This window comes from Glutamicibacter sp. FBE19, from assembly GCF_015524875.1.
Taxonomy (GTDB): Bacteria; Actinomycetota; Actinomycetes; order Actinomycetales; family Micrococcaceae; genus Glutamicibacter; species Glutamicibacter halophytocola.
In genome coordinates this window covers 68,990-82,714 of sequence record NZ_JACKQN010000009.1, presented here as the reverse complement: position 1 = coordinate 82,714, position 13,725 = coordinate 68,990, and the positions used below count along the sequence as shown (strand labels likewise).

Genomic DNA, 13,725 nt, shown 5'->3' with positions numbered 1-13,725 from the left:
GGAACATCCATGACTCAAGCCCCCGAGCTCACCGCTCACACCGTTTCGATCGGCGACCCACGCCTCGCCCCACTTTTTGCCGGGCTCACTGCTGAATATACCCAGCGTTATGGCGATCGCAACGGTTCGGTAGCCCAGGAACTTGACCGCTTTCCAGCCCACGAATTCAGCGATCCGCTAGGGCGTTTTGTCATTCTCGAAGAGGCTGGAAGTACGGTTGCCGGAGGTGCTCTTCGACGCTATGACCAGCACACCGCCGAGCTCAAACGCATCTGGACCCATGAAGAGCATCGGCGGCGGGGACTTGCGAGACGAGTTCTGGTCGAGCTGGAACGCGCGGCAACCGAACTAGGTTATACACAGATCTACCTCACCACCGGACCTCGCCAGCCCGAGGCGCTCAAGCTGTACCTCAACGCCGGTTACCAGCCCCAGTTTGATCTAGCCGCCGATCTGGATGGCATCGGGCACTTGCCGTTCACCAAGCAGTTGCCCGCCATCAATGGCGGTGCCACGATAGGAGTATGAACCAGAAGAAGGATGCTGCGCTGGACGCCGCGCGGTACCAGATGGAGAAGGCCAGCGAGGAGCCGTTGCCGGTGGACGAGTATGCGCAGGCCACAGGAATGGCTCCGGTGGCCAAGCAGAAGACACCGCTGCAGCTGCATGCCGAGGACGAAGCGTGGGAGGTGGCCAATTCGGTGCTCGATGAGGCCTTTGCGCGCGGCGACTTCGATCATCTGGCCTTGGCCGGGCAGAAGATCGACCACATCACCAGCAATGACGATCCGGACTGGTGGCTGAAGTCGATGATGCGCCGCGAGCAGATCACCGGCATGGGTCCCCCGGCGCTGACCTTGCGGGTGGAGGACGAGCAGATGGAGCAGACCCTGGATCGCTTGCCTACCGAGAAGTCAGTGCGCGAGCATATCGAGGATTTCAATCAGCGGATTATCGAGGCCCGGCGCCAGCTGCTGGGCGGACCTCCGGTGATCACGGCCGTGCGTGATGCCACCGCAGAGGTGCTGGCCTGGCAGCAGCGCCGCGCCAGCGTTGCCGAGGCCGTTCCTGCCCAGCCGGCAAAACGCCGCTGGTGGCAGCGCAAAAGCTAGTGCTTAACGGCAAAAGCCGCCTTCCGAAAAGGAAGGCGGCTTTTGCTAAGCCAAATGGCTTGCAGGTCTTACCAGGAAGACTTGGTGATGCCCGGAAGCTCACCACGGTGTGCCATGTCGCGGAAGCGAACACGGGAGATACCGAACTTCTGGAAGGTACCGCGTGGGCGGCCGTCGATCGAGTCGCGGTTGCGAACGCGGATCGGGGAAGCGTCGCGTGGCAGCTTCTGCAGGCCTACGCGGGCTGCTTCACGAGCCTCGTCAGTTGCGTTTGGATCTACAAGGGTCTTCTTCAGCTCGAGGCGCTTCTCAGCGTAACGCTCGACAATGACCTTGCGCTGTTCGTTCTTTGCGATCTTGGACTTCTTGGCCATGTCTTAGCGCTCCTCTCGGAATTCGACGTGCTTGCGGACTACTGGATCGTACTTCTTCAGAACCATGCGGTCTGGGTCGTTACGACGGTTCTTACGGGTTACGTAAGTGAAACCGGTACCAGCGGTGGACTTCAGCTTGATGATCGGACGTACGTCCTTATCCTTCTTTGCCATCTTAGAGCTTCACACCCTTCGCAATCAGGTCGCCAACAACAGCGTCGATTCCACGAGCATCGATGAGCTTGATGCCCTTGACCGAGAGGGTCAGGGTCACCTTGCGGCGCAGCGAAGGCACGTAGTAGGTCTTCTTCTGGATATTCGGATCGAAACGACGCTTGTTGCGACGGTGCGAGTGGGAGATGCTATGTCCGAAGGCCGGAGTAGTACCGGTTACCTGGCAAACAGCTGCCATGATCACTCCTCAGTTAGTTAGTAGTAAAATTCGGCGGTACTCGCGCACAGTGCCCATAAGCAAATATCGGCACCGCTTAGTGCGTTATGAGTCCCGCCAACCAGTGAAACACCGTTAATACTGCACACTAGGAAGGTAACCAGGCTGGGTGAGAACCAACCGAAGAGCCTTAAAGTATGTAAGTCGGTGAACTTCGCAACCGGTCGAGCAATGTCCCCGTACTCAGGTGGTCACGATATTCGGTATTACGGGCAACGCGTCGTTGTTCCACCGCTAGACGGCATAACAACACACGCGATTAACGCCTGATTAGCTTATCGAGAAATCTTCAGTGTTCCAAATCGGTGGCGCCCGGCTTCAGGATCCAATGATCCTGGTCCAGCGAGGCAGTCACCTTGCGCATAATCGCGTTCAGGTTCTTAACGTCCTTGTCATCAAGGGGATCGAACAAGAGGGCCCGAACCGAGCCCACATGATGAGGCGCCATATTCACCACTGCGTCCCACCCGGCATCCGTTAATGAGGCGATTTTCACACGGGCATCTTCATCGGATTGCTCGCGAACCACCCATCCCCGGCTTTCCAGCTTCTTCACCACATGCGACAGGCGCGAGAGCGACGCACTGGTATGCGATGCCAAGGCGGTCATCGACAATTTCCGGTCCTCTGCCTCGGAGAGCATTGCCAGCATGTGGTAGTCGAAGAGCGTGATGCCTTCCAGGCCTTGCAGATCGGAATCCAAGGTGGCCGGGAGCAGGGTCATGACGGTTTGCAATCCCAGCCAGGCGTCGCGTTCGGACTGCGTGAGCCACACAGGCTTATCGCTCATGAAGTTTCCAATCGTTCAAGGCCTGCCGGAACAGGGCGTCGAGGTACCAATCTCGTAGAGACTACATTCTAAAGCTAGGTATCCGCCGAAAGCCTGCAATAGCGCACGCAAAGACAGGGCCCGCACTCGCGTGCAGGCCCTGTCCAGCTCAGGAATTTTCCAGCTGCTTCTTCTTCCGGTAGCTGATCACCTGTCCGATGACCACTACCAGCAAGGCAACTATGAACATCGCCGAACCAATCACGTTGGCCTGCGGCGGGATGCCGCGGGTGGCCGAAACGTAGATGAACTTCGGGAAGGTCTGGAAGGAGCCGGAGTTGAAGTTCGTGATGATGAAGTCGTCGAAACTCATCGCGAAGGACAAGAGCGCGGCCGCCACAATCCCGGGAAGCAGCAGCGGGAAGGTGACCTTCCAGAACGCCGCCCGCGGGGAGGCATAAAGGTCGGCCGCCGCCTCTTCCAGCCGCGAATCCAGCGAGGAGACCCTGGCCCGCACCGTCACGATCACGAAGGACAGGCAGAAGACCACGTGGGAAATCACGATGGTGGTGAAGCCCAATTCCCATCCAAGATTCAGGAACTGCGCAAGCAGCGAGGCGCCGAGCACCACCTCGGGGGTGGCCAGCGGCAAAATGATCAGCACATCGGTGAGCTTGCGGAAGCGGAACTTGTAGCGCACCAGGCCGATGGCGATCCCCGTGCCCAAGGCGGTGGCAATCACCGTGGCAACGCTGCCGATCTGCAGCGAATGCGCCAGCGACTCGCAGACCGCAGGCGCCCCGCAGGGGTTGAGCCAGTTATCGAGGGTGAACCCCTGCCATTGCAGGTTGGCCCGGCCACCATCATTAAAGGAGAAGACAAATATGTAGGCGATCGGCACCAGCAGGTAGATGAATGCCGCACCGCCGATCACGGGGATCAGCCAGCGTCCAATTTTCTGCTTCACGCTACATCAACTCCTCGGTGCCAAAGCGGCGGATATAGATCGTGACCAGGATCAGGATCGAAATCATCAAGACGAAGCTCAGCGCCGAGGCGCCGGGGTAGTCGATGACCTTGAAGAATCGCGAATCGATCACCTGCCCGATCATCGTCGTATCGCGGTTGTTGCCCAGCAGCGCCGAGTTCACGTAGTCGCCGGCCGCCGGGATGAAGGTCAGCAGCGTGCCGGCAAAAATGCCCGGCGCGCTCATCGGGAGCGTGACCTTGGCGAAGGAGCTGATCGGGCTGGCATACAGGTCCCCGGACGCTTCGAGCAGGCGGGTATCAAGCCGGCCGAGGTTCGCGTAGATCGGCAGCACCATGAAGGGCAGGAAGTTATAGGTCAGGCCGGCCACCACCGCGATGGGCGTGGCGGTCAGGTGCCCGTCGGCTGGCAGGATCGCGATGAACTTCAGCGACTGGGCGACAAATCCTTCATCGGCCAGGATCTGCTTCCAGGCCTGGGTGCGCAGGATGAAGCTGGAGAAGAACGGGGCGATCAGCAGCACCAGCAGGATGCCCTGCAATAGCGTGCGCTCACGCAGCCGCACAGCCACCAGGTACGCCATCGGGAAGCCGATCAGCAGCGCCAGCACCGTGGCGATCAGCGCAAACCAGAAGGAGCGCAGCAGTTCTGGCCAGTAGGCCGAGAGCACCGTGGCGTAATTGCCCAGCTCGAAACCGGGAACAAATTCGCCGATCTCCGCTCCCGGCGGCTTCACATACAAGCTCATGGCCAGCAGGATGACCACGGGCAGGGCGAAGAACAGCGCCAGCACCAGCAATCCGGGGGAAACCAGGTAGATTCCGGTGCGGTTCTTGCGCTTCTCCGCGCGCACCTCGTCCTTGCTGCGCAGATCGACGCTCATGATTCGACTCCGGCATTCACGCTTTCGTCCCCGGCCAGACCGAAGGAGTGCTCGGCGTCCCAGGCCAGGAACACGGTATCCCCTTCCTGGGCCGGCTGCTGTCCGCGGTTCTGCGAGAAGGTGCCGATCAGCCCGATCTGCTCCACCTCGACCAGGTACTCGGTGGTGGTCCCGGTGAAGGACACGTCAATCACGGTGCCAGAAAGCTGGTTGTCCCCGGCCACCGCCACCCGGTCGATGGTGATCTTCTCAGGGCGGACCCCGATCACCACCTCGCCGGCAGTTTGCACCGCCCGCTGAGCCGGAAGCAGGATCGTGCGCCCGGAAACATCCACGCTGAGCATGCCGTTCTCCTGGCCTGTGACCATGCCCCGCATCAGGTTCGACTTGCCCAGGAAGTTGGCCACAAAGGCGGTGCGCGGCAGTTCATAGAGGTCGCGCGGGGCGCCCATCTGCTCGATCCGCCCGCCGTTCATCACCGCGACCACGTCGGCCATGGTCATGGCCTCCTCCTGGTCGTGGGTGACGTGAATGAAGGTCAAACCCACCTCGGTCTGGATCTTCTTCAGCTCCAGCTGCATTTGCCGGCGCAGCTTCATATCCAGCGCGCCCAGCGGCTCGTCCAGCAGCAGCACCTGCGGGCGGTTGACCAGCGCGCGGGCCAGGGCCACACGCTGCTGCTGGCCGCCGGAGAGCTGAGCCGGCTTGCGGTTGGCCAGGTGCGAGAGCTCCACCAGCTCCAGCCCCGCCTTGGCCTTCTGCATCGCCTGCGGGTCCTTTTTGCGCTTCAGGCCAAAGGCCACATTTTCCAGCACCGACATGTGCGGGAAGAGCGCGTAGGACTGGAAGACCGTATTCACCGGGCGCCGGTGGCTGGGCAGCGCGGTCACATCCTGCCCGCCGATCGAAATGCTGCCTTCGCTGGGCGCTTCGAGCCCGGCGATCATGCGCAGGGTGGTGGATTTGCCGCAGCCCGAGGGGCCGAGCAGCGCAAAGAATGTTCCGGAGGGAACCAGCAGATCCAATTCCTCGACGGCGGTGAAGCTGGCGAAGCGCTTCGAAATGCCCGACAGGTTCAGATCGGCCCCCGCCGAGGTCTCGGTGCTTTCGGTTCGTTCTGCCAATGTAGTCATACCCCTATCACTTCCTGGTCAATTGCTCTGGGCTAAGCCTGGCTCAGGCGCCGATGGCTTCTTGGAATTGCGAGCCCAGCGTGGACTCTTCCTCGCCGTCCAGCGAGCGGAAGACGTGGGCATTGGCCAGATCCTCGTCGGTCGGGAAGATCAGCGGGTTCCCCACCAGTTCCGGATCGATTTTCTCCATCTCTTCCTTGGCGCCGAGCACCGGGCAGATGTAGTTCACGTAGGCGGCGACCTCGGCGGCCACCGCAGGATCGTAGTAGAAGTCCATGAGCTTTTCGGCGTTGGCCTTGCGCGGGGACGCGACCGGAACCATCAGGTTGTCGCTCCACAGGGTGCCGCCGGCCTCGGGAATCACGAACTCCCACTGGTCATCGTTCTCGAAGTTCATCTGGACCAGGTCCCCGGACCAGACGATGCCGGCGATCGCGTCCCCGGAGATGAAGTCCTGCTTATAGGAGTTGCCCTTGACCTGGCGGATCTGGCCGTTGTCGATGTTCTGGCGCAGCACGTCGGCGGCAGCGCCGAATTCGGTCTCGCCCCACTGGCCCGCGATGTCCACGCCGTTTTGCAGCATCAGCAAGCCCATGGTGTCGCGCATCTCGTCGAGCACCGTCACACGGCCTTTCAGCGCTGGATCCCAGAGGTCTTCCACGCTCTTCAGGCCCTTCGGGAACGCCTTCTTGTTCCAGGCGATGCCCGCATAGCCGGTTTGCCAGGTCAGCGAGTGCTTGCGGCCTGGATCGAAGTCGACATTCTGCAAGGTTGGCAGCAGATTCGCCGAGTTCGGGATGTTGTCGAGGTTCAATTCCTGGGTGTAGCCCTGGCGGATCAGGCGCCCGGCCATCCAGTCGGTGAGCGTGATGATGTCCTGGCCGATGTCCTGGCCGGACTTCAGCTGACCCTGCACCTTGCCGTAGTAGGAGTCGTTGCCGTCGATGTCTTCGGCGTAGTTGACCTTGATGCCGGTCTTCTTGGTGAAGGCGTCGAGGGTCGGGTAGGTCTTCTTCTTGTCGTCATAATCCAGGTACAAGGTCCAGTTGGCCCAGTTCACGGAGGGATCGGACTCGGAAATATCAGTCACCGACACCTCGGATTTCGTTCCGCTGGAGCCGCCGGTGCCGCAGGCTGCCAGCAATCCGGTCAAGCCCAGCACCCCGGCGGTGGACAGCACAGACCGGCGGGAGAAGCTTCGCTGGCCCATGGCTTGGACCAGCGCGCGAATTTGTGGATCTTGCGGTAGTCGTCGTTGCGAGTGCGACATGGCATCCGTCCTAACATCTGCGAAATGTGATCTGGCACATACTGAATGTGATGACGTTTATCCTGTCAGCTATGCAAAAGCCAAACAAGACCTAAACAAAAGATTCCTCAGATATTTAACGAATATGAAACGAGAAACTTACAAAAATAACCCTTTCGCAACTGAATCAGTGGATGTAGGGTCGGTTCCAAGCCCAATGACCCAAGGAGGTCGATATGACGTTACCCTCGCATTCAGCACAGGCCATCGACGAAATTTCCAAGGAAATCATCGAGCAGCTGCAGGAAGACGGGCGCCGTTCCTATGCCGCCATCGGCAAAGCAGTCGGCTTGAGCGAAGCCGCAGTGCGCCAACGCGTGCAGAAGCTGGTCGAGAGTCGCGTTATGCAAATCGTCGCAGTCACCAACCCATTGGAGCTGGGATTCACCCGCCAGGCGATGATCGGCGTCGTTGCCAACGATGACATCAGCGGCACCGCCGACCGCATTGCCGAGCTTCCCGAGGTGGACTACTGCGTAGTCACCACCGGAAGTTCCGACATCCTTGCCGAGGTCATTTGCTCGAACGACGAGGACCTGCTTCGGGTGATCGGAACCATCCGCGGAATCCAAGGCGTGGTCAGCACCAATACCTTCACCTACCTTTCACTGAAAAAACAGGAATACAACTGGGGAACACGATGAACACACCACGTGGTACCGATCGCCAGCAGGCCGCTCGCGATCACCTTTGGATGCACATGGCCCGGCATTCCGGGATCTCGCAAGGCGCGCAGGTTCCGATCATTGCGCGCGGCGAGGGGCACAAGATCTACGACGATTCCGGACGCGAGTACTTCGACGGACTGGCCGGGCTGTTTGTGGTCAACGCCGGCCACGGACGCGCCGAGCTGGCCGAAGCGATGGCGAAGCAGGCAGAGAAGCTGGCCTTCATGCCGCTGTGGTCCTACGCCCACGAACCAGCAATTGACCTGGCCGAGCGCCTGGCCAGCTACGCGCCGGGCGACCTGAACCGCGTCTTCTTCACCACCGGTGGAGGCGAAGCGGTGGAATCGGCCTTCAAGCTGGCCAAGCAGCACTTCAAGATGAAGGGCAAGCCCGGCAAGACCAAGGTCATCTCCCGGGCGCTGGCTTACCACGGCACCCCGCAGGGCGCCTTGGCCATCACCTCGCTGCCCGATATGAAGACTCCCTTCGAGCCGCTGGTGCCTGGCACCTTCCGCGTGCCGAACACCAACTTCTACCGCGCACCGGAAATGTATGCACAGAACGAGAAGGACTTCGGGCTGTGGGCCGCCGAGCGCATCCGCGAGGCCATCGAATTCGAGGGCCCGGATACCGTGGCCGCCGTCTTCCTGGAGCCGGTGCAGAACTCCGGCGGCTGCTTCCCGCCGCCGCCGGGCTACTTCGACCGGGTCCGCGAAATCTGCGACGAATACGACGTGCTGCTGGTTTCCGACGAAACCATCTGCGCCTTCGGGCGCATCGGCTCGATGTTCGCCTGCAACGACTTCGGCTACGTGCCCGACATCATCACCTCGGCCAAGGCCCTGACTAGCGGCTACGTCCCGCTGGGCGTGATGGTCGTTTCCGACAAGCTCTTCGAGCCCTTCACCAAGGGCGACACCACTTTCTACCACGGCTATACCTTCGGCGGGCACCCGGTGGCGGCCGCAGTGGCGATGGCGAACCTGGATATCTTCGAGCGCGAAGGGCTCAACGAGAACGTCAAGAACAACGCCGACGCCTTCAAAACCACGCTGTCCAAGCTCAAGGATCTGGACATTGTGGGCGACGTGCGCGGGGCCGGCTACTTCTACGGGATCGAGCTGGTCAAGGACAAAGCCACCAAGGAAACCTTCAGCGACGAAGAGTCCGAGCGGCTGCTGCGCCAATACCTCTCCCCCGCCCTGTGGGAGGCCGGACTGTATTGCCGAGCCGACGATCGCGGGGACCCGGTCATCCAGCTGGCGCCGCCGATCACCATCGGGCAGCCGGAATTCGACCAGATCGAATCCATCCTTCGCACGGTGCTGAAGGAAGCCGCCAACAAGATCTAGTGTTTTATGGCCCGCAGGTGCAACCTGTGGGCCATAAATCTGCATGTCAGCGTCATATGAAGCACCAAGTCTTCACGCTTTGCCGCTCAATTGGTGCTTTGTGTCATAGGCCACTAGTCTGTGGTCTAGGACGATGAAGATCGCCTTTGGAAGATGGCAGGAAGCTCATGACTTTGGAACCGACCAGAATCAGGCTCGCACGCGAACGTGCAGCTTTGAGCCGGTCTGCCCTGGCCGCGTCACTGGGCATCTGCGAGCAGGAGCTGGCCCAGGCACCGGAGCGGCTGGGCGATGAATTGGCCGCCGCGCTCGGATGCACCCCGCGCTTCTTCCACCTGCCTGCCGCCAGCGGCATCGATACCGAACGCATCTTCTTCCGCAGCCCACGGCGAACCAGCACCGCGCAGAAGCGGGCCGCTGCCGCCGCCGGCCGAACCGGCGTGGAGCTCTATCGCCTAATCACCCAGAATTTCGCCCTGCCAGCCACCGAAGTCCCGGACCTGACCGGATATTCGCCGGCCGATGCGGCCGTGCAACTGCGCCTGGACTGGCAGCTTGGCTGCGGCGCGCTGCCCGATGTGCTGCACCTGCTCGAATCCCACGGGGTCAGGGTGCTGAGCCTGCCCCCGGAACTCGAAGCGGTGAAGACCTTCAGCTTCTGGGAGGACTCCCAAGCCTACATCTTCCTGGCCTCCGGGTCCGCGAAGGCTCGGCGTTTTGCCCTCGCCCACGAACTGGGGCACCTGCTGCTGCATTCGTCCTTGGGCGCAGGCAGCGAACAGGTAGCTGCTGCGGAATTGGAAGCCGATCAGTTCGCCGCTCAGCTCCTGCTTCCGGCCTTGTCCCTGCAAATGCGGATTTCCGATTCCCTGCAGATTCCGCAGCTGCTGACCCTCGAAGTGCATTTCGGCGTGCCGGCCGCGGTGATCCTGGCCCATAGCCGGGCCAGCGGGTTGCTCGGCGAAAAGGCCTACTGCTGGCTATCCCAGGAGATCGCGCTCGAAGCGCCGGCACCGGTGCAGCCGGTGACCTCCCGCGTCTTCTCGATCGTCTTCCCTTCGCTGCAGCTGGAGCATCGAGCCAGCACCTCGGTGATCGCCCGCGAGCTGGGACTGCGCGAACAGCACATCCACGAGCTGACGTTCGGGCAGGCCTTTGTCGTGCTGGCTGGCCAGAACGAGCAAGAGCCCGGCGAGATCCATCGCGGGCACCTGCGCGCACTCTAGCTGGTGTCCTCAGGGGTCGACGATTTCCATTTCGAGCTGGCCTGCACGCCATTGCGCGGTCATGCGCTGCGCCAGCTCCTCGGCGGCCAAGGCCTCATCGGGCGTCATGAAGTAGGTGTTGATCCGCAATTGCTGTTCCGGGTCCAGATCCGGCGATAGCAAGACCATGGGGCGGCAGCCGGGGATCTTCACCGCGTGGAACAGCCCGCAGTGCCGTTCCACGTGATGAACCGGGCAGCACAGGGACGCCGAATGGATGTCGGTGCATCCGCCGTTCTCCCAGGCGTCCAGATGGTCCAGTTCGCAGCGTTCGACGGGCATCGCGCAGCCCGGGTAGGCGCACCCGCGGTAGGCGGCGCGGATCGCCCGGCCCTGCGCCTTGCTGAACAGGCGCTGGGTTCGGCCCAGGTCAAGTGGCAGGGATTGGCCGTTGAGGATGACCGGAAAGATTCCGGCGTTGCACATGGCGGCGCGCAGTTCACCGGGCGAGATCGCCAGCCCCGAGGAGCTCACGGCATAGCGCGGTGCTCCGCTGAGCATTTTCTCGTAGTCCAGAATAATGCTGACTTGCGCGGTGGCCAGGCCGGCACGGCTGGCGCTTGTCCCGTCATTGGCTTGATGGTCCTCATTGGCTCGATGGTCTTTGAGCAATAGCGCCATGAGGCCGATCAGCCGGCGCCGTTCGGGTTTCAGATCCTCCCATGCAGGTGCGGGCTCAACGGGCCTGGCTTCGACTTCTGGTTCGGTGTCGGGCTCCGCGTCGGCGCCCGGTGCAGGTTCGGAATCCGGTGCAGGTTCGGAATCCGGTGCAGGTTCGGAATCCGGGCCGGCGCCGGAATCCGGGCCGGGCGGGCCGGTGTTGCCTTCGCGGGCCCAGTCGGGCTTGGTGGCTTCATCGTCCCAGCCCTCGCCCTGATCGCCGGTGAATGCGGCTTCGGCTTCCTGCAATCCCTGGCGGTCCCCGGCCTGCGTGGCGGGGTTGCCGGTGCGGGCGAAGTGCGCTTCGATCACTGCGGCCTGGGAGGGCAGAACTCGCAGGATGTATTCGATCAAGCCGCGGCGGGTGCCCCGGCGGAAGAGGCCGACCTCGTCCAGCAGCGCTTTGAGCGGGCGCTTGCCGGCTTTGACCTGGGCGACCATGTCGGCGATGTGCTTGCGCGCGGATTTGGGCTCGCTGTGGATCAGCGCCCGGGCGTCGGACTGCAGGCGCTGTTTTTGCTCGGCCCCGGCCGCGCCATCGGGCAGGTCCTTGCAGGTGGAGTGCAGCTTCAGCGCGGTGGCGGCCACCAGGCGCGGATCGATGGCGGGTTCGGCGAAGTCCGCGGCCAGTTCTTCGAGCCACGGTGCGAGGGGCTGCCCGGCCTCATCCACGCCGCCGATCAGGCAGTCGGCTTGGATGAGCCGGTCGTGGGCGGCACTGCGCGGAATATCCAACCAGTCCTGCAGGAAGGAGCGGGCCGAGCGGAAGGCGGTGCGCCCGGCGGTGGTTTGGCCTTCGGCGGCGGCGAGGTTGGACAAGCTGGGATCGGCGCCGGCCTGGGCCACGGCCTGCAGGGAGGGCTGGTCGAGCTTGTGGGCGCCGCTGCGCCGCACGGCGTGGGCGACATGGATCTGCGCGCGGGCTTGGGCTGCGCCCAGCTGTTCGGCCAGGATCCCGAAGCAGGCGGCGTGGCCGGCAGCGATCCCGGGATCGCTGAGCGCAGCGGTGGCCGAAGTGATCAGCCGGGCCGCGGTGGCCAGATCGGCCAGCGCCTGGGTCGTTGCTGTGCTCATGTCCCCCAGCGTGCACGGGTGCGCGGGCGGCGGAGCTGCGCCGGGATCGAACTGTGGAGAACTTCGGCGCGGACAGCCCCGGCCGGCGGGGCTCAGCCGTGCATGCGGTACCAGAGCAGGGCAACCTGCAGGCTGGCGCGGGATTCCGCGGAGTCCAGCACCACGCCGAGCTTTGCTTCGAGCTTGGCCAGCCGGGAGTAGAGCGTGGGGCGCGAGAGGTAGCCGGCCTTGGCCAGGGCGGACTTGTTGCCGCTGTGCGCGAGGTAGAGCTCGAGCAGGTCCAGGGCAGGTTCGTCGACGGGGTTGAGCAAGGAGGCCAGCTCGGCGTGGGCGAAGGTGCGCATCCGGGGGTCGCTGCCCATGGCCGAGAGCACCCCGCGCAGGCGCAGGTCGGCAAAGCGGTAGTAGGGCTGGGCGCGGGTGGGCAGGTGCGGCACGATTTCCGCCACCTGCGCTGCTTGTTCCAGCCCGGTGATCGCCGCGCCCAGGGTGCCTTCGGGCCCGACCCCGATGGCCACCGGCTCGGCCCGCTGCTCGGCCAGCCGGCGGGTGAAGCCCTGCAGGGTGGAGTCGATCAGTTCGCGGGCGCGCACCGGCAGCAGGATCGAGAGGTAGCCGGGCTTGCGCAGGCCGGCGAGGATGCCCAGGTGCATGGAATCGGCGAGCTGGTCGAGCTCCTCCAGCAAGGCGCGGTCGGCCAGCTGGGTTTCGGTGGCGCTGGCCGCGGCGGAGGTGGAAATGACCACCGGGACATAGTAGGCGGCCGGGGCCAGGCCCAGGGCCTGGGTGCGGATGGACAGCTCCTTTTCGCTGTAGCTGTGCCCGGCGGCCAGTTCGTGCAAGGTGGCGGTGCGGGTCTGGTAGAGCAATTCGCGCTCGTCGCGTCCGGAAAGCCGGGCGATGGTCAGGGCCTGGCCGGCGCGTTCCAGGACCAGGGCGGCCCGGTCGTCGTCCTGCAATTGGGCCGGGACAATCAGCCGGCCCCAGCGCCGGCGGGCCGCGCCCACCGGGGTTTGCAGCCAGTTCTCCGCTCCGGTGGCCCGTCCGGTGTGCTGGAGGTAGCCGACGAACTTGGAGCGGTTGATCCAGTCCTCCAGGTGGGCGTCGGCGTGGGCGAGCACCCGGTGGCGGACATCTTCGAGCACCACCGGGGCGCAAAGCAGCTCGGCGGTGCGCGCGACGATGTCGGCCTCGTCGGCCTCGGACAGGGAGAGCCCGGTGTAGATTTCGTGCACGGTGCGGGAGAATTGCACGGCTTCGAGCTGCTGGGCCACGAGCAGCTGGTGGATGACTTCGGTGATCGCCACGAAGCGGGTGCGGCGGCGCAGCACGATGACCGGCAGCCCCAGGTCCGCTGCGGAAATGTCGCTGCCGGTGGTGTCCTCGATGATGACCGCGGCCGCGCCGGCGGCGCGCAGGGCGGTGATGAAGCCCCGGACGTCGCTGACGTTGCGCAGGGTGGTGAGCACCAGTTCGCGCCCCAGGAGCAGCTCGGTGTTCTCGCTGGATTCGGTCACGTGCACCCAGCGCAGTTCGGAGTCCAGCCCGTCGGCGCAGAGGATCCGGGGGTCGGCGGCTTGGACCACCGGCAGTTGCAGGACCTCATTGACCGTCAGCATTTTTACACTCCGTAATCGTTCTTGCATAAATCATGACACAGTAACGGTGTTCCCGGTCACCGCAATGA

General features: G+C 63.2%; 15 protein-coding genes. 5 read left to right on the top strand and 10 right to left on the bottom strand.

Annotated elements, in window-relative coordinates:
• The first annotated feature begins 9 nt into the window (after positions 1-9).
• Both H6F58_RS13960 and H6F58_RS13955 read left to right on the top strand, forming a co-directional pair.
• The gene (locus H6F58_RS13960) at positions 10-528 is read left to right on the top strand and encodes a GNAT family N-acetyltransferase (RefSeq protein WP_195181990.1); all 519 of its coding nucleotides are present in this window, start codon (positions 10-12) and stop codon (positions 526-528) included.
• On the top strand, positions 525-1,112 hold the full coding sequence (locus H6F58_RS13955) for a DUF1992 domain-containing protein (RefSeq protein ID WP_195181989.1): 588 nt from the start codon (positions 525-527) through the stop codon (positions 1,110-1,112). The genes H6F58_RS13960 and H6F58_RS13955 overlap by 4 nt, the downstream gene beginning before the upstream one ends.
• A 68-nt stretch (positions 1,113-1,180) precedes the next feature.
• On the opposite strand, the gene rpsN is transcribed toward H6F58_RS13955, so the two are convergent.
• From rpsN to H6F58_RS13915, 8 genes are all read right to left on the bottom strand, one after another.
• On the bottom strand, positions 1,181-1,486 hold the full coding sequence (rpsN, locus tag H6F58_RS13950; RefSeq protein WP_060702423.1) for a 30S ribosomal protein S14: 306 nt from the start codon (positions 1,484-1,486) through the stop codon (positions 1,181-1,183).
• Positions 1,487-1,489: 3 nt separating this feature from the next.
• Positions 1,490-1,660 carry a 50S ribosomal protein L33 gene (gene rpmG / locus H6F58_RS13945; protein WP_022874359.1) on the bottom strand — a complete coding sequence of 57 codons (171 nt, stop codon included), beginning with the start codon at positions 1,658-1,660 and terminating at the stop codon, positions 1,490-1,492.
• Position 1,661: 1 nt separating this feature from the next.
• Positions 1,662-1,898 carry a 50S ribosomal protein L28 gene (gene rpmB / locus H6F58_RS13940; protein ID WP_060702424.1) on the bottom strand — a complete coding sequence of 79 codons (237 nt, stop codon included), beginning with the start codon at positions 1,896-1,898 and terminating at the stop codon, positions 1,662-1,664.
• 328 nt (positions 1,899-2,226) lie between these two features.
• On the bottom strand, positions 2,227-2,727 hold the full coding sequence (locus H6F58_RS13935; protein ID WP_060702425.1) for a MarR family transcriptional regulator: 501 nt from the start codon (positions 2,725-2,727) through the stop codon (positions 2,227-2,229).
• 148 nt (positions 2,728-2,875) lie between these two features.
• Entirely contained in the window at positions 2,876-3,673 is a 798-nt protein-coding gene (locus H6F58_RS13930; protein WP_060702426.1) for an ABC transporter permease, read from the bottom strand.
• Position 3,674: 1 nt separating this feature from the next.
• Positions 3,675-4,577: an ABC transporter permease gene (locus H6F58_RS13925; RefSeq protein ID WP_060702427.1), complete on the bottom strand. Its 903-nt coding sequence runs from the start codon at positions 4,575-4,577 to the stop codon at positions 3,675-3,677.
• Positions 4,574-5,710: an ABC transporter ATP-binding protein gene (locus H6F58_RS13920; protein WP_060702428.1), complete on the bottom strand. Its 1,137-nt coding sequence runs from the start codon at positions 5,708-5,710 to the stop codon at positions 4,574-4,576. Before H6F58_RS13920 ends, H6F58_RS13925 begins: the two co-directional genes overlap by 4 nt.
• A 43-nt stretch (positions 5,711-5,753) precedes the next feature.
• Positions 5,754-6,980: a spermidine/putrescine ABC transporter substrate-binding protein gene (locus tag H6F58_RS13915; RefSeq protein ID WP_146276006.1), complete on the bottom strand. Its 1,227-nt coding sequence runs from the start codon at positions 6,978-6,980 to the stop codon at positions 5,754-5,756.
• 215 nt (positions 6,981-7,195) lie between these two features.
• On the opposite strand from H6F58_RS13915, the gene H6F58_RS13910 reads away from it, so the two are divergent.
• The 3 genes from H6F58_RS13910 to H6F58_RS13900 all read left to right on the top strand — a co-directional run bounded on the left by H6F58_RS13910 (position 7,196) and on the right by H6F58_RS13900 (position 10,265).
• Positions 7,196-7,663: an Lrp/AsnC family transcriptional regulator gene (locus H6F58_RS13910; protein WP_060702430.1), complete on the top strand. Its 468-nt coding sequence runs from the start codon at positions 7,196-7,198 to the stop codon at positions 7,661-7,663.
• On the top strand, positions 7,660-9,039 hold the full coding sequence (locus H6F58_RS13905; RefSeq protein WP_195181988.1) for an aspartate aminotransferase family protein: 1,380 nt from the start codon (positions 7,660-7,662) through the stop codon (positions 9,037-9,039). The genes H6F58_RS13910 and H6F58_RS13905 overlap by 4 nt, the downstream gene beginning before the upstream one ends.
• 167 nt (positions 9,040-9,206) lie before the next feature.
• Entirely contained in the window at positions 9,207-10,265 is a 1,059-nt protein-coding gene (locus H6F58_RS13900) for an ImmA/IrrE family metallo-endopeptidase (RefSeq protein WP_195181987.1), read from the top strand.
• A 9-nt stretch (positions 10,266-10,274) separates the two neighbouring features.
• Here H6F58_RS13900 and H6F58_RS13895 read toward each other — a convergent pair whose 3' ends face one another.
• Together H6F58_RS13895 and H6F58_RS13890 are read right to left on the bottom strand one after the other, a co-directional pair.
• Positions 10,275-12,038 (bottom strand): HNH endonuclease, encoded by a 1,764-nt coding sequence (locus tag H6F58_RS13895; protein WP_195181986.1) that lies wholly within the window; start codon positions 12,036-12,038, stop codon positions 10,275-10,277.
• Positions 12,039-12,130: 92 nt separating this feature from the next.
• Positions 12,131-13,657, bottom strand: a complete 1,527-nt coding sequence (locus tag H6F58_RS13890) for a PucR family transcriptional regulator (RefSeq protein WP_171919556.1) — start codon at positions 13,655-13,657, stop codon at positions 12,131-12,133.
• Positions 13,658-13,725 lie beyond the last annotated feature (68 nt).

Bases quoted from the DNA above. Each gene is read 5' to 3' on its own strand.
- H6F58_RS13905 (WP_195181988.1), top strand. From the start codon at position 7,660: ATGAACACACCACGTGGTACCGATCGCCAGCAGGCCGCTCGCGATCAC.
- rpsN (WP_060702423.1), bottom strand. From the start codon at position 1,486: ATGGCCAAGAAGTCCAAGATCGCAAAGAACGAACAGCGCAAGGTCATT.
- H6F58_RS13925 (WP_060702427.1), bottom strand. From the start codon at position 4,577: ATGAGCGTCGATCTGCGCAGCAAGGACGAGGTGCGCGCGGAGAAGCGC.
- H6F58_RS13890 (WP_171919556.1), bottom strand. From the start codon at position 13,657: ATGCTGACGGTCAATGAGGTCCTGCAACTGCCGGTGGTCCAAGCCGCC.
- H6F58_RS13920 (WP_060702428.1), bottom strand. From the start codon at position 5,710: ATGACTACATTGGCAGAACGAACCGAAAGCACCGAGACCTCGGCGGGG.
- H6F58_RS13960 (WP_195181990.1), top strand. From the start codon at position 10: ATGACTCAAGCCCCCGAGCTCACCGCTCACACCGTTTCGATCGGCGAC.
- H6F58_RS13895 (WP_195181986.1), bottom strand. From the start codon at position 12,038: ATGAGCACAGCAACGACCCAGGCGCTGGCCGATCTGGCCACCGCGGCC.
- rpmB (WP_060702424.1), bottom strand. From the start codon at position 1,898: ATGGCAGCTGTTTGCCAGGTAACCGGTACTACTCCGGCCTTCGGACAT.
- H6F58_RS13935 (WP_060702425.1), bottom strand. From the start codon at position 2,727: ATGAGCGATAAGCCTGTGTGGCTCACGCAGTCCGAACGCGACGCCTGG.
- H6F58_RS13910 (WP_060702430.1), top strand. From the start codon at position 7,196: ATGACGTTACCCTCGCATTCAGCACAGGCCATCGACGAAATTTCCAAG.
- H6F58_RS13900 (WP_195181987.1), top strand. From the start codon at position 9,207: ATGACTTTGGAACCGACCAGAATCAGGCTCGCACGCGAACGTGCAGCT.
- H6F58_RS13915 (WP_146276006.1), bottom strand. From the start codon at position 6,980: ATGTCGCACTCGCAACGACGACTACCGCAAGATCCACAAATTCGCGCG.
- H6F58_RS13955 (WP_195181989.1), top strand. From the start codon at position 525: ATGAACCAGAAGAAGGATGCTGCGCTGGACGCCGCGCGGTACCAGATG.
- rpmG (WP_022874359.1), bottom strand. From the start codon at position 1,660: ATGGCAAAGAAGGATAAGGACGTACGTCCGATCATCAAGCTGAAGTCC.